The sequence below is a fragment of the Streptomyces sp. NPDC088157 genome, from assembly GCF_044741545.1.
Classification (GTDB): domain Bacteria; phylum Actinomycetota; class Actinomycetes; order Streptomycetales; family Streptomycetaceae; genus Streptomyces.
The window spans coordinates 538,167-559,136 of record NZ_JBIUSU010000002.1 but is presented as its reverse complement, the minus strand read 5'-3'; the positions used below and the strand labels follow the sequence as shown (position 1 = coordinate 559,136).

General features: G+C 71.2%; 24 protein-coding genes and 1 riboswitch. Of the genes, 9 read left to right on the top strand and 15 right to left on the bottom strand.

The genetic code is table 11. From position 1 onward, the window contains the following. Positions 1 to 54: 54 nt before the first annotated feature. Positions 55 to 840 (bottom strand): glucosamine-6-phosphate deaminase, encoded by a 786-nt coding sequence (gene nagB / locus ACIPFH_RS08810; RefSeq protein ID WP_359122994.1) that lies wholly within the window; start codon positions 838 to 840, stop codon positions 55 to 57. A 560-nt stretch (positions 841 to 1,400) separates the two neighbouring features. On the opposite strand from nagB, the gene ACIPFH_RS08805 reads away from it, so the two are divergent. Beyond that, the gene (locus ACIPFH_RS08805) at positions 1,401 to 2,867 is read left to right on the top strand and encodes a PAS domain-containing sensor histidine kinase (protein WP_356258342.1); all 1,467 of its coding nucleotides are present in this window, start codon (positions 1,401 to 1,403) and stop codon (positions 2,865 to 2,867) included. Between the two features lie 179 nt (positions 2,868 to 3,046). On the opposite strand, the gene ACIPFH_RS08800 is transcribed toward ACIPFH_RS08805, so the two are convergent. Further along, the gene (locus tag ACIPFH_RS08800; protein ID WP_006380970.1) at positions 3,047 to 3,304 is read right to left on the bottom strand and encodes a WhiB family transcriptional regulator; all 258 of its coding nucleotides are present in this window, start codon (positions 3,302 to 3,304) and stop codon (positions 3,047 to 3,049) included. A 318-nt stretch (positions 3,305 to 3,622) separates the two neighbouring features. Further along, complete coding sequence (locus ACIPFH_RS08795) at positions 3,623 to 4,591, bottom strand: diacylglycerol/lipid kinase family protein (RefSeq protein ID WP_401824450.1); 969 nt, start codon at positions 4,589 to 4,591, stop codon at positions 3,623 to 3,625. 184 nt (positions 4,592 to 4,775) lie between these two features. On the opposite strand from ACIPFH_RS08795, the gene ACIPFH_RS08790 reads away from it, so the two are divergent. Beyond that, the gene (locus ACIPFH_RS08790; RefSeq protein WP_401824449.1) at positions 4,776 to 5,216 is read left to right on the top strand and encodes a hypothetical protein; all 441 of its coding nucleotides are present in this window, start codon (positions 4,776 to 4,778) and stop codon (positions 5,214 to 5,216) included. 53 nt (positions 5,217 to 5,269) lie between these two features. Here ACIPFH_RS08790 and ACIPFH_RS08785 read toward each other — a convergent pair whose 3' ends face one another. The 3 genes from ACIPFH_RS08785 to ACIPFH_RS08775 form a co-directional block, all read right to left on the bottom strand. After that, positions 5,270 to 6,361: an RNA polymerase sigma factor SigF gene (locus ACIPFH_RS08785; protein WP_401824447.1), complete on the bottom strand. Its 1,092-nt coding sequence runs from the start codon at positions 6,359 to 6,361 to the stop codon at positions 5,270 to 5,272. Positions 6,362 to 6,378: 17 nt separating this feature from the next. Next, a complete protein-coding gene (locus ACIPFH_RS08780) occupies positions 6,379 to 6,792 on the bottom strand; it encodes an anti-sigma regulatory factor (protein ID WP_020130755.1) in 414 nt (137 codons plus the stop codon). Positions 6,793 to 7,134: 342 nt separating this feature from the next. Further along, entirely contained in the window at positions 7,135 to 7,395 is a 261-nt protein-coding gene (locus ACIPFH_RS08775) for a UBP-type zinc finger domain-containing protein (RefSeq protein ID WP_401824445.1), read from the bottom strand. A 59-nt stretch (positions 7,396 to 7,454) separates the two neighbouring features. Here ACIPFH_RS08775 and ACIPFH_RS08770 point away from each other — a divergent pair, with 59 nt between their 5' ends. Beyond that, a complete protein-coding gene (locus ACIPFH_RS08770) occupies positions 7,455 to 9,053 on the top strand; it encodes a Na+/H+ antiporter (protein WP_401825114.1) in 1,599 nt (532 codons plus the stop codon). A 91-nt stretch (positions 9,054 to 9,144) separates the two neighbouring features. Here ACIPFH_RS08770 and ACIPFH_RS08765 read toward each other — a convergent pair whose 3' ends face one another. Then, on the bottom strand, positions 9,145 to 10,035 hold the full coding sequence (locus ACIPFH_RS08765; RefSeq protein WP_401824443.1) for a 1-aminocyclopropane-1-carboxylate deaminase/D-cysteine desulfhydrase: 891 nt from the start codon (positions 10,033 to 10,035) through the stop codon (positions 9,145 to 9,147). Between the two features lie 173 nt (positions 10,036 to 10,208). Between ACIPFH_RS08765 and ACIPFH_RS08760 the strand changes: the two genes are divergently transcribed. Beyond that, the gene (locus ACIPFH_RS08760) at positions 10,209 to 11,615 is read left to right on the top strand and encodes a family 2B encapsulin nanocompartment shell protein (RefSeq protein WP_356258311.1); all 1,407 of its coding nucleotides are present in this window, start codon (positions 10,209 to 10,211) and stop codon (positions 11,613 to 11,615) included. A 50-nt stretch (positions 11,616 to 11,665) separates the two neighbouring features. Next, positions 11,666 to 12,724 carry a family 2 encapsulin nanocompartment cargo protein polyprenyl transferase gene (locus ACIPFH_RS08755; RefSeq protein WP_401825112.1) on the top strand — a complete coding sequence of 353 codons (1,059 nt, stop codon included), beginning with the start codon at positions 11,666 to 11,668 and terminating at the stop codon, positions 12,722 to 12,724. A 320-nt stretch (positions 12,725 to 13,044) separates the two neighbouring features. Here the strand turns inward: ACIPFH_RS08755 and ACIPFH_RS08750 are convergent, their stop codons facing one another. Continuing rightward, on the bottom strand, positions 13,045 to 13,638 hold the full coding sequence (locus tag ACIPFH_RS08750; protein ID WP_401824441.1) for a TetR/AcrR family transcriptional regulator: 594 nt from the start codon (positions 13,636 to 13,638) through the stop codon (positions 13,045 to 13,047). Between the two features lie 121 nt (positions 13,639 to 13,759). Here ACIPFH_RS08750 and ACIPFH_RS08745 point away from each other — a divergent pair, with 121 nt between their 5' ends. Further along, positions 13,760 to 14,344 carry a dihydrofolate reductase family protein gene (locus ACIPFH_RS08745; RefSeq protein WP_401824439.1) on the top strand — a complete coding sequence of 195 codons (585 nt, stop codon included), beginning with the start codon at positions 13,760 to 13,762 and terminating at the stop codon, positions 14,342 to 14,344. Between the two features lie 259 nt (positions 14,345 to 14,603). On the opposite strand, the gene ACIPFH_RS08740 is transcribed toward ACIPFH_RS08745, so the two are convergent. After that, positions 14,604 to 15,368 (bottom strand): CbtA family protein, encoded by a 765-nt coding sequence (locus ACIPFH_RS08740; RefSeq protein WP_401824437.1) that lies wholly within the window; start codon positions 15,366 to 15,368, stop codon positions 14,604 to 14,606. A gap of 16 nt (positions 15,369 to 15,384) precedes the next feature. Continuing rightward, the gene (locus tag ACIPFH_RS08735; protein WP_401824436.1) at positions 15,385 to 15,606 is read right to left on the bottom strand and encodes a CbtB-domain containing protein; all 222 of its coding nucleotides are present in this window, start codon (positions 15,604 to 15,606) and stop codon (positions 15,385 to 15,387) included. A gap of 37 nt (positions 15,607 to 15,643) precedes the next feature. Beyond that, a riboswitch (cobalamin riboswitch) is annotated at positions 15,644 to 15,804 on the bottom strand. 108 nt (positions 15,805 to 15,912) lie between these two features. Between ACIPFH_RS08735 and ACIPFH_RS08730 the strand changes: the two genes are divergently transcribed. Next, complete coding sequence (locus tag ACIPFH_RS08730) at positions 15,913 to 16,494, top strand: histidine phosphatase family protein (protein ID WP_401824434.1); 582 nt, start codon at positions 15,913 to 15,915, stop codon at positions 16,492 to 16,494. A gap of 143 nt (positions 16,495 to 16,637) precedes the next feature. Here the strand turns inward: ACIPFH_RS08730 and ACIPFH_RS08725 are convergent, their stop codons facing one another. From ACIPFH_RS08725 to sodN, 4 genes are all read right to left on the bottom strand, one after another. Then, positions 16,638 to 17,417, bottom strand: a complete 780-nt coding sequence (locus tag ACIPFH_RS08725) for a VOC family protein (RefSeq protein WP_401824432.1) — start codon at positions 17,415 to 17,417, stop codon at positions 16,638 to 16,640. After that, positions 17,414 to 17,827, bottom strand: coding sequence for a VOC family protein (locus tag ACIPFH_RS08720; protein WP_359123014.1), 414 nt, complete (start codon positions 17,825 to 17,827; stop codon positions 17,414 to 17,416). The genes ACIPFH_RS08725 and ACIPFH_RS08720 overlap by 4 nt, the downstream gene beginning before the upstream one ends. 10 nt (positions 17,828 to 17,837) lie before the next feature. Then, positions 17,838 to 18,239, bottom strand: a complete 402-nt coding sequence (locus tag ACIPFH_RS08715) for a helix-turn-helix transcriptional regulator (protein WP_401824430.1) — start codon at positions 18,237 to 18,239, stop codon at positions 17,838 to 17,840. Between the two features lie 276 nt (positions 18,240 to 18,515). Then, on the bottom strand, positions 18,516 to 18,911 hold the full coding sequence (gene sodN, locus ACIPFH_RS08710) for a superoxide dismutase, Ni (RefSeq protein WP_020130742.1): 396 nt from the start codon (positions 18,909 to 18,911) through the stop codon (positions 18,516 to 18,518). Between the two features lie 145 nt (positions 18,912 to 19,056). On the opposite strand from sodN, the gene sodX reads away from it, so the two are divergent. Continuing rightward, positions 19,057 to 19,491, top strand: a complete 435-nt coding sequence (sodX, locus tag ACIPFH_RS08705; RefSeq protein WP_401825110.1) for a nickel-type superoxide dismutase maturation protease — start codon at positions 19,057 to 19,059, stop codon at positions 19,489 to 19,491. Here the strand turns inward: sodX and ACIPFH_RS08700 are convergent. Next, positions 19,395 to 20,024: a CGNR zinc finger domain-containing protein gene (locus tag ACIPFH_RS08700; RefSeq protein ID WP_401824428.1), complete on the bottom strand. Its 630-nt coding sequence runs from the start codon at positions 20,022 to 20,024 to the stop codon at positions 19,395 to 19,397. The two genes, sodX and ACIPFH_RS08700, sit on opposite strands and share 97 nt — an antisense overlap. A gap of 100 nt (positions 20,025 to 20,124) precedes the next feature. Here ACIPFH_RS08700 and ACIPFH_RS08695 point away from each other — a divergent pair, with 100 nt between their 5' ends. Further along, entirely contained in the window at positions 20,125 to 20,952 is an 828-nt protein-coding gene (locus ACIPFH_RS08695; protein ID WP_401824426.1) for a class I SAM-dependent methyltransferase, read from the top strand. Positions 20,953 to 20,970 lie beyond the last annotated feature (18 nt).

Here is a 20,970-nt window from a genome sequence, read left to right as displayed (position 1 = left end):
GCCGGGCTCCTGATCAGGAGCCCGGCGCCTTCGTCGTCGTACGAGGTGGCTCCCTCAGACGCCCTGCCACTCCGGCTTGTTGGCGAACGTGTGCCGGAAGTACTCCGCGAGCTTCAACTTGGACGCGGCGGCCTCGTCGACGACGACCGTCGCGTGCGGGTGCAGCTGGAGCGCGGAGGCCGGGCACACCGCGGCGACCGGACCCTCGACGGTGGCCGCGACGGCGTCCGCCTTGCCCTCCCCGGTGGCGAGCAGCACCAGGTGCCGCGCCTCCAGGATCGTCCCGATCCCCTGGGTGATGACGTGATGCGGCACCTGCTCGATGTCCCCGTCGAAGAACCTCGCGTTGTCCACCCGGGTCTGCTCGGTCAACGTCTTGATCCGGGTGCGCGAGGCCAGGGAGGAACACGGTTCGTTGAACCCGATGTGTCCGTCGGTGCCGATCCCGAGCAGCTGCAGGTCCACCCCGCCGGCCGCGGCCAGCGCGCGGTCGTAGGCCTCGCACGCGGCCTGCACGTCCGTCGCCGTGCCGTCCGGGCCGAGGAACGCCTCCATGCCGATGCCCAGCGGCTCGAGCACCTCCCGCCGCAGCACCGAACGGTAGGACTCGGGGTGCTCGGCGGGCAGACCCACGTACTCGTCGAGCTGGGCGATCCGGGCCCGCGTGGTGTCCACGGCGCCGGAACGCACCTCGGCCGCCAGCGCCTGGTAGATGGGCAGCGGGGTGGAGCCGGTGGCCACGCCGAGCAGCGCGTCCGGCTTGCGCCGCAGGAGCTTCGCCATGGCCTCGGCGATCAGCTCGCCGCCCGACCGGGCGTCCGCAACGATGACAACTTCCACGCTGGCCTGCCGTTCTGAGAGGGGCTCGGGGGACCCGGAAGGGCTATGTGGTTTAGACCAATCTATGGAGTCAATCTAACAGAGTCGGCCACGTCCGTCTTCGGGTGCGTCAAGGCGTGGGGCGGTCGGATCCGGAGTGGATCGAGGAAAATGCCCCGCGCATCCGGCCCGCACGGGAACCCGCACAGGCTAGGCTGCGTTATGGATGTCAGAGCGTCCGCATACCCACAACAACGAACAACCTTCCACGCATGGACACCCCTAGTGGTCTAGTCCACAATGGCAAGGACGAGTCACAGAACTTCCGTCTTCCCCGCACAGGAAGGCGGACCGAGGACCCGGAGCTCTCTGCCCTGACTGCCCCGGCTCCTCACCCTTCGGTCGACGGGACCGCACACCCCGCGGCCGATATTGCTCCGGGCTGCGGTGCCGGGAGGGCTGAGGGTCCCTCTCAGGCGCCGCGGCCCGCGGGTGTTTCCGGGCCCCCCGCGCCGATCGCGCACCGTCGGCGGGTTTAGGCCACGCCCAGCCCCACGGGTACGCTCGCAGACGTGCCCTCCATGAACGAACTCGTACGCCAGCACACCGCACTCGACGACTCCGACCTCGAGTGGCTCCACCTGCTGGTCTCGGAGTGGCAGCTGCTCTCCGACCTCTCCTTCGCCGACCTGGTCCTGTGGGTCCCCACCCGCGACGGCACCCGTTATGTCTCCGTCGCCCAGATGCGGCCCAACACGGGCCCCACCTCGTACCAGGACGACATGGTCGGCCACCTCGTCCCGCGCGGCCGCAGGCCCCTCCTCGACGCCGCCCTGGACGAGGGCCGGATCGTGCGCGAGGGCGACCCGGAGTGGCGCGAGGAGGTCCCCGTCCGGGTCGAGTCGATCCCCGTACGGCGGGAGGGCCGGGTCCTCGGGGTCATCGCCCGCAACACCAACCTGCTCACCGTGCGCACCCCGAGCCGTCTGGAGCTCACCTACCTCCAGAGCGCCTCCGACCTCGCGCAGATGATCGCGGCGGGCTCCTTCCCGTTCCCCAACCAGCAGATGGACATGGACGCGGCCCCGCGTGTCGGCGACGGCCTGATCCGGGTGGACGGCGACGGAATCGTCCAGTACGCCTCCCCGAACGCGCTCTCGGCCTATCACCGCATGGGCCTGGCCTCCGACCTGGTCGGCCAGCACCTCGGCCTGATCACCGCCGAACTCGCCCCGACCAGGGGTCCGGTGGACGAGGCGCTCGCCAAGGTCGCCAGCGGCTGGGCGCCCCGCGAGTTCGAGATGGAGGCCAGGGACGGGGTCATCCAGTTCCGGGCGATCCCGCTCAAGCCCAAGGGCACCCGCATCGGCGCGCTCGTGCTGCTCCGCGACGTCACCGAACTGCGCCGCCGTGAGCGCGAGTTGATCACCAAGGACGCAACCATCCGGGAGATCCACCACCGGGTGAAGAACAACCTCCAGACGGTGGCGGCCCTGTTGCGGCTCCAGGCCCGGCGCATCGAGTCCGAGCGCGGCCGGGAGGCCCTGGAGGAGGCGGTCCGCCGGGTCGGCTCGATCGCCATCGTGCATGAGACGCTGTCTCAGAACCTGGACGAGCGGGTGGAGTTCGACGAGATCGCCGACCGCGTGCTGGCGATGGTCGCGGAGATCTCCCCGGGCAAGGTCGCCGGCCGGCGCGGCGGACGTTTCGGCATCCTGGACGCCGAGGTCGCCACCCCGCTGTCCATGGTCCTCACCGAGATCCTCCAGAACGCCTTCGAGCACGGCTTCGGCGAGGGTGACACCGGGACGGTCGAGGTCTCCGCGATCCGCGGCGGCACCACGAAGGAGGGCCGCCTCCTGGTCACCGTCCAGGACGACGGCGTCGGCCTGCCCGAGGGCTTCGACCCGCACACCTCCGGCAACCTCGGCCTCCAGATCGTACGGACGCTGGTGGAGGGCGAGTTGGGCGGAACCTTCGACATGGTCCCGGCGCCGGAGCGCGGCACGCAGGTGATTCTCGACATCCCGGTGAGCGTGCGGAAGTAGCGGGTGGCGGACGGCGCGGGCGCACAGCAAGAAGCCCCGGACCGTTCAGGGGTCCGGGGCTCGAATGCTCGTTGCCAGCGTGTGCTGCGCATCGGGGGTACTGCGCGCTGCGGCTCGGGGGCGGGAGATGCGTACTCGCTGTACGCGCCGCCAAGCTCAGGCTTGCGGGGCGGGTGTTGTCAGGCGGTTGCCTGGCGGGCCCGGTTGCGGGCGGCGCGGCGCTTCATGGCGCGACGCTCGTCCTCGCTGAGGCCACCCCAGACGCCGGAGTCCTGGCCGGACTCGAGCGCCCACTGCAGACACTGCTCCATAACCGGGCAGCGACGGCAGACGGCCTTGGCTTCCTCGATCTGCAGCAGCGCAGGACCGGTGTTGCCGATGGGGAAGAAGAGCTCGGGGTCTTCCTCGCGGCAAACGGCGTTGTGACGCCAGTCCATGGCTGCTACCTCTCCTTGGTATTACGTGCGGGTTGCTTGTGAATGTGAACGCTTTCACGAATCCCTCAACAAGTGAAGGGCCACCAGCCAGCTTCCTGGCGTGGTCCTTGTGTGTGAAGAGGGGTTCCGGTGATCAGTGGATGCCGGTGTTGCGGGCTGTCCCGATCGCCACGTAGAGACTCGCAAACCTCAGCGGCGGATACAACCCCTACCGGAAAGTTTTTTTTGATTCCTCGGTGTCGACTAGGTCACAGCCGTACTTCCATGGGGTGGATCCTGGCCTAAACGTTCGAGTGAAAGGAGTTCAGCCCTTTCTGCTCACACAATCACACGCAGTGCACGGCGTACGCCTGTGAACGTCACGCTTGTTCGCAGCCCCAGGTGGTCACCGTCCATCTGAAGGGGCAGAGGGACCTTCGAATGCAAGGTGAACCGGTCCAGATCGTGCAGTGAGACCGCATGCTTGCCGTGCGGTCCCCGCTCGGGGGACGAAGTGAGCAACTGGGTGCCATATCGGGCAACCGAGGCCGTGGACAGACGGCTGAGACCGAGTACGTCGAGCCCTGTATCGAACGAGGCCTTAGGCGACGCGTACACCGGGCGATTGCCCAGATAGGTCCACGGAGCCGTGTTGCAGACTATGGACAGCACCAAATCGGTCACCGGATCCGCTCCCGGCCGCTCCAGGGTGATCGTCCCGTGCCGGCGCTGTGACTCACCCAACAACTGGCGCACGGCCTGACGGATGTAAAGAGCGTGGGTGGATCTCCTGCCGCGCTCGCGCTGCTGCTCCACCCGGCCCACCACCCCGGCGTCGAAGCCCAGCCCGGCGTTGAACGTGAACCAGCGCGAGGGCACCGCCTCGTCCTCCGTGCCCGGCGTACCCGCGGCCAGGCCGAGCCCGACCGTGCGCTCCCGGTCCTCACGCAGGGCGTCCAGCAGCGCGCCCGTGGCCTCCACCGGGTCGTTGGGCAGATCGAGGGCACGGGCGAAGACGTTGGTGGAGCCGCCGGGGACCACGGCGAGGCCGGGCAGGTTCTCCGGATCGGGGCCGGCGTGCAGAAGACCGTTGACGACCTCGTTGACCGTGCCGTCGCCGCCGAGGGCCACGACCAGGTCGACGTTTCCGCTGTCCGCCGCCTGCCGGCCCAGGTCGCGCGCGTGCCCGCGGTACTCGGTGGTGACCGCATCGAGCTTCATCTCGCTCGCGAGCGCGTGGATGAGGACGTCGCGCGTCCGTGCACTGGTAGTGGTTGCCGCCGGATTGACCACGAGAAGTGCACGCATGAGTTGCAGCGTACCTACTGGGTGGTACCGGGCACAGGCCGAGGTGGGGATCGGGTAAGAGATCACGGAGTGAGCCTCGACACGAGCGCCGCGGCCCCGCGCGCGCGGGGCCCGCACCCCGGATCGGGCCCCGCGCGCGCGGGCGGCCCGGGGCCCGATCCGGGGTGCGGGCTACCCTTCAGGGGTGAGCAGTGACCAGACCCCCGCCGCCCCGGAAACCGCAGACTCCCGCCCGCGCCGGCTGACGTACGCGGCCGCGCTCGTCGCCCTGGAGGGGCTGGCGCTGGTCGTCGGCGGGGTGTGGATGCTCGCCCTGGGGATCGGCGGCGACCCGGACGACCGTCAGCAGGCCGTGACCGGCGGGGTCACGCTGATCGTGCTCGCGCTGCTGCCGCTGCTCGCCGCGCGCGGGCTGCTGGGCCTGCGCAGCTGGAGCCGGGGACCCGCCGTCATCACCCAGATCATGGCGCTGCCGGTGGCCTACAACCTGCTGCAGGCCGACAGCATGGCGATCCCGGCGGGCATCGCGCTCGCGGCCGTCGCCGTCGCGTCGCTCGTCCTGCTCGTCAACGGAGAGACGACCCGGGCCCTCGGCATCCGGGGGCCCGGCCGCGCATCGGAGTAGCCGCTGTCCACCGCTGCTCCGCCGTTCCTGTCGTGCGCCGTACCCCTGCTCCGCTATTCCTCGACGAGCAGTTTCTCCCGCAGCTGGGCCAGCGTGCGGGCCAGCAGGCGCGAGACGTGCATCTGTGAGATGCCGACCTCCTGCGCGATCTGCGACTGGGTCATGTTGCCGAAGAACCGCAGCAGCAGGATCCGCTTCTCGCGTGGCGGCAGGTCCTCCAGAAGCGGCTTGAGGGACTCCCGGTACTCGACGCCCTCCAGCGCCTCGTCCTCCGCGCCGAGGGTGTCCGCGACCGCCGGCGACTCGTCGTCGGTGTCGGGCACGTCCAGCGAGAGCGTGGAGTAGGCGTTGGCCGACTCCAGGCCCTCCAGGACCTCCTCCTCCGAGATCGCCAGCTTCTCGGCGAGCTCGTGGACCGTGGGGGAGCGGCCGTGCTGCTGCGACAGCTCGGCCGTCGCCGTGGTCAGCGCCAGGCGCAGCTCCTGGAGCCTGCGCGGCACCCGCACCGCCCAGCCCTTGTCACGGAAGTGCCGCTTGATCTCGCCGACGACCGTCGGGGTCGCGTACGTGGAGAACTCCACGCCGCGCTCCGGGTCGAAGCGGTCGACCGACTTGATCAGGCCGATGGTGGCGACCTGGGTGAGGTCGTCCAGCGGCTCGCCGCGGTTGCGGAAGCGCCGCGCGAGGTGCTCGACGAGCGGCAGATGCATGCGGACCAGTTGGTTGCGCATCTCCGCGTACTCGGCACTGGTGCTCTCGAGCTTGCGCAGCTCGACGAACATCGCCCGTGCTCCGCTGCGGTCCCCCGGCGCGGGGGTTGCCGGCGGTTCGTGCCGCGTGCCCGGCACGCTCTGTTCGCCGTCTCGCTGGTGCTCGCTCATTGTCCCGCCCGTCGCCCTCTGTCGAGCCCTCGCCTCTGCTCGGCCTGGGGGCGAGCCCCCGATCCGCCTCTCCCGAGGCGAGCCCTGCACGGCGCCTTCCGGCAGACCCGCCTGCGCGGAGGCCGAGTCGCCCTCCGGATGCGGCCGGGCCTGCTCGGGAATGCCGTCGATACCGTCCGCCATGCGTCGGGAACCGTCCGGAGAGACTGGAATGTCGGCGTTCTCGGCCGGCAGCTCCCGTGTGCCGCGCTCTTCGTCCCGCACCGGCCCGTCCCCGTTCCTCACGCCGGCCCGGGTCCCGCGCCGCGCTGTTTGTAGAGGCTGATCGTCACGGTCTTGTCCTCGTCGACGGCGGAGGACACCTTGCCCGCGAGGGCGGACAGGACGGTCCAGGCGAAGGTGTCCCGTGAGGGGGCGTGTCCGTCCGTGGTCGGCGCGGAGACGGTGACTTCCAGCGAGTCGTCGACGAGTCGGAACACGCAACTGAGTACCGAGCCGGGCACGGCCTGCTGGAGCAGGATCGCGCAGGCCTCGTCCACCGCGATGCGCAGGTCCTCGATCTCGTCCAGGGTGAAGTCCAAACGGGCCGCGAGGCCGGCCGTGGCCGTCCGCAGCACCGACAGGTAGGCACCCGCAGCCGGCAGCCGGACTTCCACGAAGTCCTGGGTCGCGGGCTCGCCTGCGATCTGGGACACCCTCACCTCCAAGGTGGTACAAGCTTTTCGGGGCCGAGGGTCGCCCCCCGGGGTAACGCGTGTGTGGTGCAGCGGTGACGCTATCGCGCTCTCAAGTTTCCCGTCCCCGGGACCCCAACCCCCTGGCGTCACTCACAGTAAAGCTGTGAACACGCTGCGTGTCTAGAGGTCCGTCGGCCCAAATGGGAAGAGGGCGCGCCGGGTTGACGTACCCAGGCGTCAGATGGTCGAACCGTACCCGCCGGACGACCAGGACGTCTCATGAGTTCAACGGTCGCACCGCCTCAGAAGTTCACGGGAGGACGGGTCGTACCAGGAGGGTCCATACATGGCATGGTCTCCTCATACGAGGACATGGTCGACGAAGCACCAGCGCCAGCTCTCGCCGGGTTCGAAGGTCCGCATCACCGGGTGACCGGACTCCTTGTGATGCTCGGCCGCGTGCCGGCTGGGCGAGGAGTCGCAGCAGCCGACGTGGCCGCACGTCAGGCACAGCCGCAGTTGCACCGGGTGGGTGCCGTCCCGCAGGCACTCCGGACACGTCTCGCTGAGAGGGACGGGTTCGGGGTGGGGCAGCGCGTCGGCGTGCGTGCACTGTTTCATGATTGCCAGATTACGACGGGCGTGCGGGCTACCGCGCGGAAAACGAGGGCGGGCCGGACATGGACGTGATGCCACTGCTGTTGCTGGTGGCCGGCAGTGCGGCGTTCGCGGCCGCGGCCCGGCGCACTCCCGTGCCGGCGCCGCTGCTGCTGGTGGCGGTCGGCCTGGTGGTGTCCTACGTGCCCGGGGTGCCCGACTACACCCTCGACCCGGACGTCGTCCTGCCGCTCCTGCTGCCCCCGCTGCTGTACACGTCGGCCAGCGACAGCTCCTACCTCGACCTGCGCGCCCAGATGCGGCCGGTGGCCCTGCTGTCGGTCGGCTACGTGCTCTTCGCGACCTTCGCCGTCGGCTGGGCCGCCTACCTGATCGTCCCCGGGCTGCCGCTGACGGCGGCGCTGGTGCTGGGCGCGGTGGTGGCGCCGCCGGACGCCGTCGCGGCCACGGCGGTGGCGCGCCGGGTCGGCCTGCCCTCCAGGATCACCACGATTCTCCAGGGCGAGTCGTTGCTGAACGACGCCACCGCGATCACCGCCTACAAGGTGGCCCTCGCGGTCGTGGTCGGCGAGGGCGCGTCCTGGGCCGGCGGTGTGGAGGAGTTCCTGGTGGCGGCGGTCGGCGGAACCGCGGTCGGCCTGCTCCTGATGGCCCCGCTGCACTGGCTGCGCACCCACCTCAAGGAGCCCCTGCTCCAGAACACGCTCTCCCTGCTGATCCCCTTCGTCGCGTACTCGGCCGCCGAACAGTTCCACGCCTCCGGCGTCATCGCCGTGGTCGTCGTAGCGCTCTACCTGGGCCACCGCGCGTGGGAGGTCGACTTCGCGACCCGCCTCCAGGAGGAGGCCGTGTGGAAGATGGTCGCCTTCGTCCTGGAGTCGGCGGTCTTCGCCCTGATCGGCCTCCAGCTCCCCGTCGTCCTGAAGGGCCTCGGCGCCTACGAGGGCCTGGACGCCGCCTGGTACGCCGTCGCGCTCTTCCTCGTCGTCGTGGCGGCGCGCTTCCTGTGGGTGTACCCGGCGACCTTCCTGCCCCGGCTGCTGTCGGCGCGCATCCGCGCGCGGGAGGACAACCCGACCTGGCGGGGGCCGATCGTCATCGCCTGGGCCGGCATGCGGGGCGTGGTCTCGCTCGCCATCGCCTTCTCCATCCCGCTCACCGTGGACCACGGCGACGCGCCCTTCCCGCACCGCAATCTCATCCTCTTCCTCACCTTCACGACGGTCATCGGCACCCTGGTGGTGCAGGGACTGACCCTGCCGCCGCTGATCCGCCTGCTGCGCTTCCCCGACGCCGACCCGCAGACCGCGACGCTCGCCGAGGCCAACGCCCAGGCACAGGCCTCCCGGGTCGCCGAGGAGCGCCTGGACGCGCTCCTGTCCGACGAGCGCAACGCCTTGCCGCCACCGCTCGCCGACCGGCTGCGCAGTGTCCTGGAGCGGCGCCGCAACGCCGTCTGGGAGCGCCTCGGCCAGGTCAACCCGGTCACCGGCGAGACCGTCGACGACACCTACCGGCGCCTCGCGCGCGAGATGATCAGCGCCGAGCGCGAGATGTTCGTCCGGCTGCGGGACGGCCGCTACATCGACGACGAGATGCTGCGCACGCTGCTGCGCCGACTGGACCTGGAGGAAGCGGCGGCCTACCGGGAGACGGCGTAGGCCCGACGCACCCACGCACCCGCGCACCCACGCGTACGCGCACCCACGCGTACGCGCACCCACGCGTACGCGCACCCACGCGCCCTCTCTCTCACTCCGAAGGGAACGGGCGGCCTGTGATCACGGCCGTCACGGTCGTTCCGCGCGGGAAGGCACCCTCCTCGGCGAGGACGACAAGGCCGTAGAGAGACTTGGCGACATAGAGACGTTCCACAGGCAGGCCATGGCGGCTTTCGAAGTCCGCCGCGAACGTTTCCAGGGCGGGAGTGACACGCGCGTATCCGCCGAAATGGAAGCGCTCGTCGAGCGCCCACTCGCCCCGCCGGCCGCCGAAGGCCTCCTCCTGGAGGGCCTGTATCCCGTCTCCCAGGAAGCCGCCCCTGAGGACCGGTATGCCCAGCGCCCGCTGGCCAGGGGCGAGCCCGGCGGCCAGCCCGGCGAACGTGCCGCCGGTGCCACAGGCGACGGCGACGACGTCGGTACGGCCACGCAGCTCCTCGCCGAGCGCCCGGCAGCCGCGGACCGCCGCCGCGTTGCTGCCGCCCTCGGGGACGACGTACGCGCCCGGCGCGCCGACCTCGTCCAGAAGCGTCCCGAGTACCTCCGGTTCGGTCTTGCGGCGGTACGTCGAGCGGTCCACGAAGTGCAGGCGCATGCCGTCGGCCGCGCACCGGGCCAAGGAGGGGTTCAACGGCCGGCCGGCCAGTTCGTCGCCGCGCACCACGCCCACCGTGGGCAGCCCGAGGAGCCGACCGGCGGCGGCCGTGGCCCGCAGATGGTTGGAGTAGGCGCCGCCGAAGGTGAGGAGCGTCCGCCCCGCCGCCCGCTCCAGGTTGGGCGCGAGCTTGCGCCACTTGTTGCCGATCAGCTCGGAGTGGATCAGATCGTCCCGCTTCAGCAGCAGCCGTACGCCGTGCCGCCCGAACCGGTCGTCGGACACTTCCCGGAGAGGAGAGGGCAGGTGGGGGCGCAGGTCGGTCACCCGCTCATTGTCGAACACCGTTCGGGGAACGTGCCTGTGCCCAACCACCCGTTGATCCATTCCCGCTCTTTCGGGTAATAGCACGAGCACACTCTGTAATGGAAGGCTTGCCGTGTGAACGAAGTGCACCGGCGCAGTTCGGCGCCCGTGCATGAATCGGGAGGGCATTTCTCATGTCGGTAGGCGAAGAGGTCCGCACGGACTCGGGCAAGCCGCAGCAGAGTCTCGGCACCGCGGCCGCGCGGAACCTGGCCACCACGACCAAATCCGCACCGCAGATGCAGGAGATCAGCTCCCGCTGGCTGCTGCGGAATCTGCCCTGGGTGGATGTGCAGGGCGGCACGTACCGGGTCAACCGGCGTCTGACGTACGCGGTGGGCGACGGCCGCATCACGTTCGTGAAGACCGGTGACCGGGTCGAGGTCATCCCGGCAGAGCTGGGCGAACTGCCCGCACTGCGCTCCTACGAGGACGAGGAGGTGCTCGGGGAACTCGCCCAGCGCTGCCGGCAGCGGGAGTTCGGCCCCGGCGAGGTCATCGCCTCCTTCGGCAGCCAGACCGACGAGGTCTACCTGCTGGCGCACGGCCGTGTCGAGAAGGTCGGCAACGGCCCCTACGGCGACGACCAGGTGCTCGGCGTCCTCGCCGACGGCGCGTACTTCGGCGACCAGGCGCTGCTCGACGCGGACGCCATCTGGGAGTACACGGCCCGCGCGGACACGGCCTGCACGGTGCTGCTCCTGGCACGGCAGGACGTGGAGCAGGTCGCGGAGCGTGCCGACACCCTGCGCGAGCACCTCCAGCGGCTGCGCGCGATCCCCGAGCAGCGCACCAACAAGTACGGTGAGAAAGAGGTCGACCTCGCGGCGGGCCACGCCGGCGAGCCGGACATCCCGCACACGTTCGTGGACTACGACGCCCGGCCGCGCGAGTACGAACTGAGCATCGCCCAGACCGTCCTGCGCATCCACTCACGCGTGGCCGATCTCTACAACCAGCCGATGAACCAGACCGAGCAGCAGTTGCGGCTGACGGTCGAGGCGCTCAAGGAGCGCCAGGAGCACGAACTCGTCAACAACCGCGAGTTCGGACTGCTGAACAACTGCGAGTACGACCAGCGGCTCCAGCCGCACGACGGCGTGCCCAGCCCGGACGACCTGGACGAACTGCTCAGCAGGCGGCGCGGCACCAAGATGCTGCTCGCCCACCCGCGCGCGATCTCGGCCATCGGCCGTGAGCTCAACAAGCGCGGGCTCGTCCCCGAGACGATCGACGTCGGAGGCAACCGGATCCCGACCTGGCGCGGGGTGCCGATCTACCCGTGCAACAAGATCCCGGTCAGCGAGGCCCGTACCAGCTCGATCATCGCGCTGCGTCTGGGCGAGCAGGACCAGGGCGTCATCGGCCTGCGCCAGTCGGGCATCCCGGACGAGATCGAGCCGAGCCTGTCCGTGCGGTTCATGGGCATCAACGAACAGGCCATCATCAAGTACCTGGTCACGGCCTACTACTCGGCCGCGGTCCTCGTGCCGGACGCGCTGGGCGTCCTGGAGAACGTCGAGATCGGCCGCTGGCGGTGACTTCCGCCATCAGGCGGTACCGGGGCGAGGCGCGCGAAAGGCGGGGGTCCATCGGCAGCCAGGGCGACAGCGGTCCGGGGCCGGTCGACGGGCACGAGGCGGCGGTCATCCTGGAGCGCTCCCGGGCGATGGTGGACCCCGAACTGCGCGCGGCCATCGACTCGTTGCCCGGCTCGATGCGCCGGGTCGCGCTCTACCACTTCGGCTGGGAGCACGCGGACGGCACCCCGGCGGCGAGCAACGCGGGCAAGGCGATCCGCCCGGCCCTGGTGCTCGCCGCGGCCACCGCGCTCGGTGGCCCGGCGGCCCGCGCGACGGCCCTGCGGGCGGCCGCGGCGGTCGAACTGATCCACAACTTCACGCTGCTGCACGACGACGTGATGGACCGGGACACCACCCGCCGGCACCGCCCCACCGCCTGGACCGTGTTCGGTGACGCCGACGCGATCCTTGCCGGGGACGCCCTGCAGGCCCTCGCCCTGGGTCTGCTGGTCGCGGATCCGCACCCGGCGTCCTCGGCGGCCGCCGGCCGGGTCGCGGCCTGCGTGGTCGAACTGTGCGCCGGTCAGCAGGCGGACACGGCCATGGAGAAACGCGGCCCTGCCGAGATCACCCTCGACGAGGTGCTCGTCATGGCCGAGGCCAAGACGGGAGCGCTGCTCGGCTGCGCCTGCGCGGTGGGCGCGCTGTACGCGGGGGCGGCCGAGGAGGACGTCGACGCGCTGGACGCGTTCGGCCGGGAGGCCGGGCTCGCCTTCCAGCTCATCGACGACGTCATCGGCATATGGGGAGACCCGCGGCACACCGGCAAGCCGGCCGGCGCGGATCTCGCCGCCCGCAAGAAGTCCCTGCCGGTTGTCGCCGCGCTGACCTCCGGCACCCCGGCGGCCGGTGAACTGGCCGAGCTGTACGCGGCGCCCTACGAGCCGGCCGACCTGGACCGCACGACGCTGGCCGTCGAACGGGCCGGCGGCCGCGCGTGGGCGCAGGAGCAGGCGGCCGACCGTATGTCCCGGGCGATGCACGCACTGGCCCGGGCGATCCCGGACCCGGAGTCGGCCGGCGGCCTGCTCTCCCTGGCGGAGTTCGTGACCCGCCGCAGCAACTAGCGGGGACCCGAAGGATCGAGGACGAGGGACGGGGGCGGCGGAAGCCGGACGACTTCGAGGGGGGGGTTCCGGTCCGGCTGGTCCCGCACATCCCCACGGTGTGCGGGGCCCGCTGCCGTGCTGCCGCTGTGCCCGCCCGGCCCTCCGGGTCATGCCCCCGCCCGCGTCAGCGCGCGTAGGGGCGCCGGCGGTACGGCGGAGGGCGGCGGAGGTGGCGCCCTCCGTTCCCGGGGCGAGGCCGAGGCCGGCCGGGCCGTCACGCCTCGTCCGGCAGCACCGTCGCCACGGTCACGCCCCGTCCGGCACCACCGTCGCCACGGTCACGCCCCGTCCGGCACCACCGTCGCCACGATCCGCTCGATCAGCCCCTCCGGCACCCCGACGCCCGGCAGGACGCCGTCCAGGACGCCCGGCAGGGTCAGGTGCTCCAGGATCAGCCCGAGCATCGCGAGGTACAGGACGACGACGGTCTCGTCGCCGCCGGGCAGGCCCGCGTCGCGGTGGAACTCCATGCCGTACTCGAGGTCGCCGCGCACCGATGTGGTGTACGAGGCGCGGAGCTCGGGGCGCCGGGTGGCTTCGAGGCGCATCTCCAGCAGGGCGAGGTAGCCGGTCCGGTCGGCGGTCGCGCGGGCCATCAGGTCGTGCATGAACGCCGTGACCAGAGAGCGGTCCCGTGGCCGGGTCATCAGTTCGCCGAGCACCTCGGGGTCGGGCGCCAGCCGGACGTGCAGTCGGGCGTCGATCTGGCGCAGCAGGTCGTCGCGTCCGGTGAAGTAGTTGGAGGCGGTGCCCACCGGGACTCCCGCCGCCGCGTCCACCGCGCGGAACGTCAGCCCCCGCGCACCCTCACGCGCGAGCACCTCGACGCCCGCGTCCACCAGGGCCGCCCGCCGCTCCGGATTCCCGGCCATGCGGAACCTTCTCTCTCACTTGGCTCCGTTTCCCGGAACGCCGGGAAACCCGCTTGCAACCACTACAGCTGAAGTACTACAACTGGAGTTGTTGAAAAGCAGCCTACGGAAAGAGCCCCACTTGCGAAAGCTCACCTACTTCATCGCCTGCTCCGTCGACGGCTTCATCGGAGACGTGAACGGCGACGCCACGGCGATGTTCCCCTTCCTCGACGAGGAGTTCCTCGACTTCCTGAAGGCGGACCACCCCGAGACCATGTCGACCCCAGGCCGTCGCGCCCTCGGCTTCGACGACCTGGAGAACAAGAAATTCGACACGGTCGTGCAGGGCCGGGCCAGCTACGACGTGGCGCTGAAGGACGGCCACCTCAGCCCGTACGCGCACCTGCGGCAGTACGTCGCCTCACGCACCCTCGGGGCGTCGCCCTCCCCGGACGTCGAGATCATCGCGGACGGCCTGATCGGCAAGGTCCGCGAGCTGAAGGCGGAGGACAGCGGCCTCGGCATCTACCTGTGCGGCGGCTCCCGCCTCGCGGGCGAGCTGTTCGACGAGATCGACGAGCTCGTGATCAAGACGTACCCGATCGTCTACGGCACCGGCATGCCGATGTTCGGCGCCGGTTTCGACGTCGCCCGCTTCACCCTCGGCGGGGTGCGCTCCTTCGGCAACGGCGCGGTCGTACGGACGTACGCCAGGGAACGGTGACGTACGGCGGGGAGCGCTCGCGTCCGCGCCGCCCTACCCTGTAGGGCATGGACCGGGAACAACGCGTCTGCCCCGCCTGTGGGCAGCCTGTACAGTCCGTCGTCCGGCGACACAAGACGCTGGGCGCGTGGGTCCCGCGCTGGGTGCCGGGCCCGTGCCACAACCCGCGGTGCGAGGCGTACGTGGAACCGGGCGCCCGGCACGGCGCCGCCGAACCCGGAGAGGGACCCGGAGCGCCCGCCGCTCCGGCCTCCTGACCTCAGTGCGGTACGGGAGCCGCCTGCGTGCCCGCCGCCTGCTTCTCGGCAGCGGTCGGGGCGGGTGACAGAACCCGCTCCGCGAGCAGCCCGAAGACGAGCCCGAACGCGGTCCACAGGGTGAGCTGGATCGCCAGGGCCGCGAGACGGAACTGCCAGAGCAGCGTGCCGGAGAAGCCCTTCGGGACCTCGTTGACGGCCGGCAGGAACGCGTAGGCGAGGCCGACGGCGAGAACGAAGAACGCGCCCGCCGCGATCGTCGCGTTCCAGTTGCCCAGGCGCGGTGCGAGTCGCTTGCCCAGGATGACCGTGGCGACGGCCAGGAGCACGCTGAGCACCATCATCAGGAAGTACAGCGTGGTGCGCTTGCCGATGGTGTCGGGGTCGCCGACGGAGGGCGGGTTGGCCGGGTACTTCAGGAACGGCACCACATAGACGGCGAGCAGGCCCGCGCCCGACAGGAGCAGCGCACTCGCCCGGGGGCCGAAGCGGCCGATCCTGCCGAGTGCGAAGCAGTAGGCGAGGGCGGCGATGCCGCCGAACGCGACGCCGTAGAGGAGGACACCGGTGGCCAGACCGCCGGTGGACTGCATCGTGCGGGAGACGAGCTCCACGCCGTGCTCATGGGCGTGGGAGTCTTCGTAGGCGATGGCCGAATCGACGCGCGGTTCGCCCAGGAAGTAGGCGACGGCGAGCGCGAGCAGTCCGGCGGCGAGGCCCGCGAGCATGCCGCGGACCAGGAGGTTTCTGACGGTTGCGGAGTTCACGGTGTCCGGTTCCCCGTCAGTGGCAGGGGAAGCCGAGCAGGTGGCGGGCGTCGTGGACCCACTCGTGGACGTCCTCGCCGGACACCACCGAGGTGGCGCCCTGTTCGGCGCCGACGAAGTAGAGCAGGACCATCATCAGGATGCCGAAGAAGACCGCCCAGGGGACGATCGCCCCGATCGGCAGCTTGGCGGGTGCGGCGGTGGGGCCGGCGGTCGGGTGGGCGACGGTCTGCGCCATGGCAGGACCTCCTCGGGAGTTCGCGTCCCATCTCGGTGGTGCACGTGACGACGGGTGCGGGTCTGACTTGCTCGGCCTTCACCATCCGTGAGGGGATGGCTCCTGCCGGCTTACAGTGGCGCGACCGTGCCGGATTCCCACCGGACTTCCGCCGTACCGTCGTCAATGTCGCGCAGAACGTACCGCGTGACGGCTGCGCGGCCAAGGGCGCATGGGACGGCGCACATGCGCAGAGACCGTCGCTGTCCCCTCAACAACCCTTCTTCTCAGCCGAGTTGCTGTGTGAAACACAGGGAGCGGAGACTGATGACGAGCCGAGTGACCTTGATCTCACCGGCCCTTACGCCGGCTCTGCGTGAGGCGCGATTCGACGACGGCAGCAGCGAGTTGGACGCCGCCGGGGTGCACCGGGCCAGGTCGGCAGCGGCCGGTCTGTCCGGTGCGGACCGCTCGGCGGCCTCCCCGTCCACGCGCTGCCGTCAGACCGCCGAGGCGCTGGGACTGTCCGCGCCGCCCCAGTTGCCCGCGCTCGCCGCGCTCGACGTGGGGCGCTGGCGCGGACGGACCCTCGCCGAGGTGACGGCCGCCGAGCCTGACGCGGTGGCGTCCTGGCTGGCGGATCCGGCGCATGCCCCGCACGGCGGGGAGTCGGTGCGGGAGCTGTGCGACCGGGCCGGGGCCTGGCTGGACGGCGCCGCCCGCGCTCCGGGACGCGTGATCGCCGTGGTGGAGCCCGACGTCGTACGAGCCCTGCTCGTCCGCGCGCTGGGCCTGCCGGAACCGGCCTTCTGGCGCTTGGACGTACGCCCGCTGACCGCAGTCGACCTGAGTGGCCGGGCGGGGCGCTGGAACCTCCAGGTGGGGACACCGCTGGGAGAGGCGCCGTAGCCGATCGGGAGAGGCATGCCGGTCGGGAGCCAGGAACCGAGAGCCGAGAGCCGAGAGCCGGCAGGCAGGAGCCGGGAGCCGGGAGCCGGGAGCCGGGAGTCAGGACGAGGGGCGGCGGTCGTCAGCGGCCAAGCGGTCAGCGGTCAGCGGTCAGTGGTCGGTTCGGAGGGCCGGGTGACGGGTCGCGGCAGGCCGCCCGTGTGCGCGTCACGGCCGGTCAGGCAGTACAGGCCGCCGGTCGGGTCCCGCATCACCGTCCAGTGGGGATGACGGGCCACGAGTTGCGCGCCGAGCCCCTCGTGGCGGGCGCGCACGGCGTCGATGTCCGGGCCGCAGGCCAGGTCGAGGTGGCCGTGGACAGCGCGTTCCGCTTCGAGCCGCTGGAGCAGGATGCGGATCGGCAGCCCCGGCGGAGGCTCGACCACGTGGAACTCGGGCCGGGAGCCCGGCCGCGACGACCAGTCGGGCAACAGGCCGCCCCAGAAAGCGACTTCGGACGCGTACACCGACGGCGGGACGTCCAGGCACACCTGGTCCAGGCGCGCGCCGGCCACCACGGGCGGCCGCACGGACTCCCCGTGCCACGGCACCGCGCAGAACAACTGCCCGGCGGGGGAGCGCAGTACGGCCCAGCCGTCGTGGGCGGCGGCCGTCTCCGCCCCCAGTCCGAGCGCCGTCGCGACGAAACCGGGAACGTCCTCGACGGCGAGGTCGAGATGCGCGCCGCCGTCGCCCTCCGTGACCGCCTGTACCTTCACGCCGGCGTCGGCGTCCTTCGGCAGCAGGGTGACGAACTCACCCTGCTCGCCCCTGGGTTCGGACAGGGACGTCTCCGTGACGGCGGTCCAGAAGTCGCAGGCCCGCTCGAAGTGCCGGGCGGGCCGGTCGACGAAGGCGTAGGTCCAAAGGACCGGTCGGCTCATCCGGTCCGCTCCATGAACCGCAGCATGTTCCCGGCCGGGTCACGGAAGGCGCAGTCGCGAACCCCGTACGGCTGGTCCGTCGGCTCCTGGAGCACCTCGACGCCGGCCTCCCGCACACGCGCGTGCAGCGCGTCGCAGTCGGCGGTGGTGAAGATGACCCCGCGCAGCACGCCCTTGGCGAGCAGCCGGGCCATCGCCTCCCGGTCGGCGGGGGAGAAGTCCGGGTTCGCGCCCGGCGGCTCCAGCACGATGTTCACGTCCGGCTGGAGCGGCGACCCGACGGTCACCCACCGCATCCCCTCGAAGGAGACGTCGTTGCGGACTTCGAGGCCGAGTACCTCCACGTAGAAGTGCAGGGCCTTGTCGTGGTCGTCGACGGCGACGAAACACTGGTGAAGTTTGAGGTCCATGGCGTCCAGCCTAGGCATGTCGGCCGCGCCGGGGGCGCGTGAACGTCCGGGCCACACAGGGTGCGATCACCGCGCTCGCATCGTGCGACCGTGCCCGGTACGCGCTCGGGGTCTCGCCGACCAGTTCGGTGAAGCGGGAGCTGAACGAGCCGAGCGAGGTGCAGCCGACCGCCATGCAGACCTCCGTCACGGTGAGGTCGCCGCGACGCAGGAGGGTCTTGGCGCGCTCGACCCTGCGGGTCATCAGGTAGCCGTAGGGCGTCTCGCCGTAGGCCTCGCGGAAGCTGCGCTGGAAGTGGCCCGGGGACATCAGCGCGGTGCGCGCGAGCGCGGAGACGTCCAGCGGCTCGGCGTACTCACGGTCCATCCGGTCGCGCGCCTGCCGCAGCCGTACCAGGTCCTCGAGGGTCACGGAGCCAGCATCGCACGAGGGACGGCGCCGTCGCGGTGGTGGAGGCCGACTGGAGGCCGACTGGAGGCCGGGAGGGGGGGCGGGAGACCGGCAGAGGGCCCGGGAACCGGGAGAGGGCCCCGGAACCGGGAGAGGGGCCGGGAACCGGGAGGGGGCCCCGGAAAGGAGACCGCACCCGGACCGTCAGGGACGCCGTGGGCGGCGGCCTGCGGGCCGGGTGCGGACAGCTGGGCGACGCGACCCGCGAAGGAGCAGGTCGGGCAGCCGGGCCGAAGATCAGGCCTTCTTGGTCTCCCAGAAGATCTTGTCGATCTCGGCGATGAGCTCCAGGGCCTTCTCACCGGTCTTCGGGTCCGTCGAGGCCTTGGCGGCCGACAGGGCCTTCAGGGTGTCGTTGACCAGCTGGTGCAGCTGGGGGTACTTCTCGAAGTGCGGGGGCTTGAAGTAGTCGCTCCACAGCACGGAGACGTGGTGCTTCGCGAGCTCGGCACGCTGCTCCTTGATGACGGTGGCGCGCGCCTGGAAGTGCGGGTCGTCGTTGGCGGCCATCTTTTCCTGGACGGCCTTCACCGACTCCGCCTCGATGCGGGCCTGGGCCGGGTCGTACACACCGCAGGGCAGGTCGCAGTGTGCGCTGACCTTGACCTTGGGGGCAAACAGGCGGGAAAGCATGGAGCGTTCCTTCCTCGTGATCGTCTTCTCAGGTGGGACATTACTCCCTGGGGGAACGCTTTTCGCGGGTGCCCCCATGGGCTTAGGACAAAAGTCCGGGGTCAGACTGAGACTGGTGGAGGAAGAGACCGGGGAGGTGCCGGCGATGCCGGAGCTGTCGCAGGAGACCGAGCGCGCGAGGTCGGCCGCGCTCTTCGGACTGGCCGAGGTGACCGGTCCGTCCATGGTGCCCACGCTGTACCACGGGGACCAGTTGGTGGTGCAGTACGGCGCCCGGGTCCGGCCCGGTGACGTGATCGTGCTGCGGCATCCCTTCCAGCAGGACCTGCTCGTCGTCAAGCGGGCCGAGGAGCGACGCGAGGGCGGGTGGTGGGTCCGCGGGGACAACACCTACGCCGGCGGCGACAGCACCGACTACGGGGTCGTGCCCGACGAGCTGATCCTGGGCAAGGTGCGGCTGCGCTACCGCCCGCTCAAGCCGGGTCAGCGCTCGCCGCTGGCGGTGGCGCGCTGGGCACTGTCGGCGGCCAGGCCCGTGCTGGCCGTCCGGTCCGCCTCCAGGCGCTTGCGGGCGCGGTAGGCGGCCACGTTGGCGCGGGTGGCGCAGCGGTCGGAGCAGTAGCGCCGGGAGCGGTTGGTGGAGGTGTCGAGGTAGGCGTTGCGGCAGGGGGCGGCCTCGCACAGTCCGAGACGGTCGACGCCGTACTCGGTGAGGTGGAACGCCAGACCCATGGCCGCGATGGCCGCGTAGCCCGCCGTCGCGTTCGACGGGTGGTCGGCCAGGTGCATGTGCCACAGGGGGCGGCCGTCGTCGTCCCGGAAGTCGTGGCCGGAGATCTGCGGGCTCACCGGGAACTCCAGCAGGAGCGAGTTCAGCAGGTCCACGGCGAGTGTCTCGTCGCCGCCGTCGGCCGCCTCGAAGACCGCGCGCAGGCGGGCCCGGACCGAGCGGAACCGGGTGACGTCCGCGTCGGTGGCCCGGCGGGCGGCCGACTGATTGCCGCCGAAGAGGGCTCGCACGGCCTCGACCGAGGTCAGCGCGTCCTTGCCCCGGGCCGGTTCCTCGCTGTTCACGAGGCGCACGGCGTAGTCCGAGTAATAGGCCAGTTCCACTTGTAGTCCTTACGGGGGCGCTCTATGGTCGGGATGCGGGCGGGGTAACGGCCGTTCGTACTTCCAGGGTATTACGCGACAGGTGCGGCGGAGGGTTGCGATGACGGACGCGCAGACGACCACGGCCGGTACGACGGCCGGTACGACGGCCGGTACGACGGCCGGCACGACGGCCGGTACGGACTGGGCTGCCTGGCAGCGGAGCTGGGACCGCCAGCAGGAGTGGTACATGCCCGACCGCGAGGAACGTTTCCGGATAATGATCGACCTGGTGGAGGCGCTGGTCGGGCCCGCCCCGCGCGTCCTCGACCTCGCCTGCGGCACCGGCACGATCACCGCCCGGCTGCTCGCCCGCCTCCCCGGCGCCACCAGCACCGGCGTCGACCTCGACCCGGCGCTCCTCGCCATCGCCGAGGGAACCTTCGAGGGCGACGACCGTGTCACCCTCGTCGCGGCCGACCTCAAGGACCCGGACTGGCCGGCCCTGCTGCCGTACGACACGTACGACGCCGTCCTGACCGCGACGGCCCTGCACTGGCTGCACAGCGAACCCCTCGCCGCCCTCTACGGTCGGGTCGCGGAACTCGTCCGCGACGGCGGTGTCTTCATGAACGCGGATCACATGATCGACGAGACGACGCCGCGGATCAACGCGGCGGAGCGCGCGCAGCGCCACACCCGCATGGATCAGGTCAGGGCCGAGGGGGCCGGCGGGGTCCTCGACTGGGCCGAGTGGTGGCAGCTCGCGGCCCAGGACCCGGTGCTCGCCGGGCCGACCGCCCGGCGCTTCGAGATCTACGGCGAGCACGCCGACGGCGACACGCCGTCCGCCGCCTGGCACGCGCGCGTGCTGCTCGAACAGGGCTTCGGCGAGGCCCGGGCCGTCTGGTGTTCGCCGTCGGACGCACTGGTGCTGGCTCTGAAGTGACCGGGCGCCCCTGGAGGA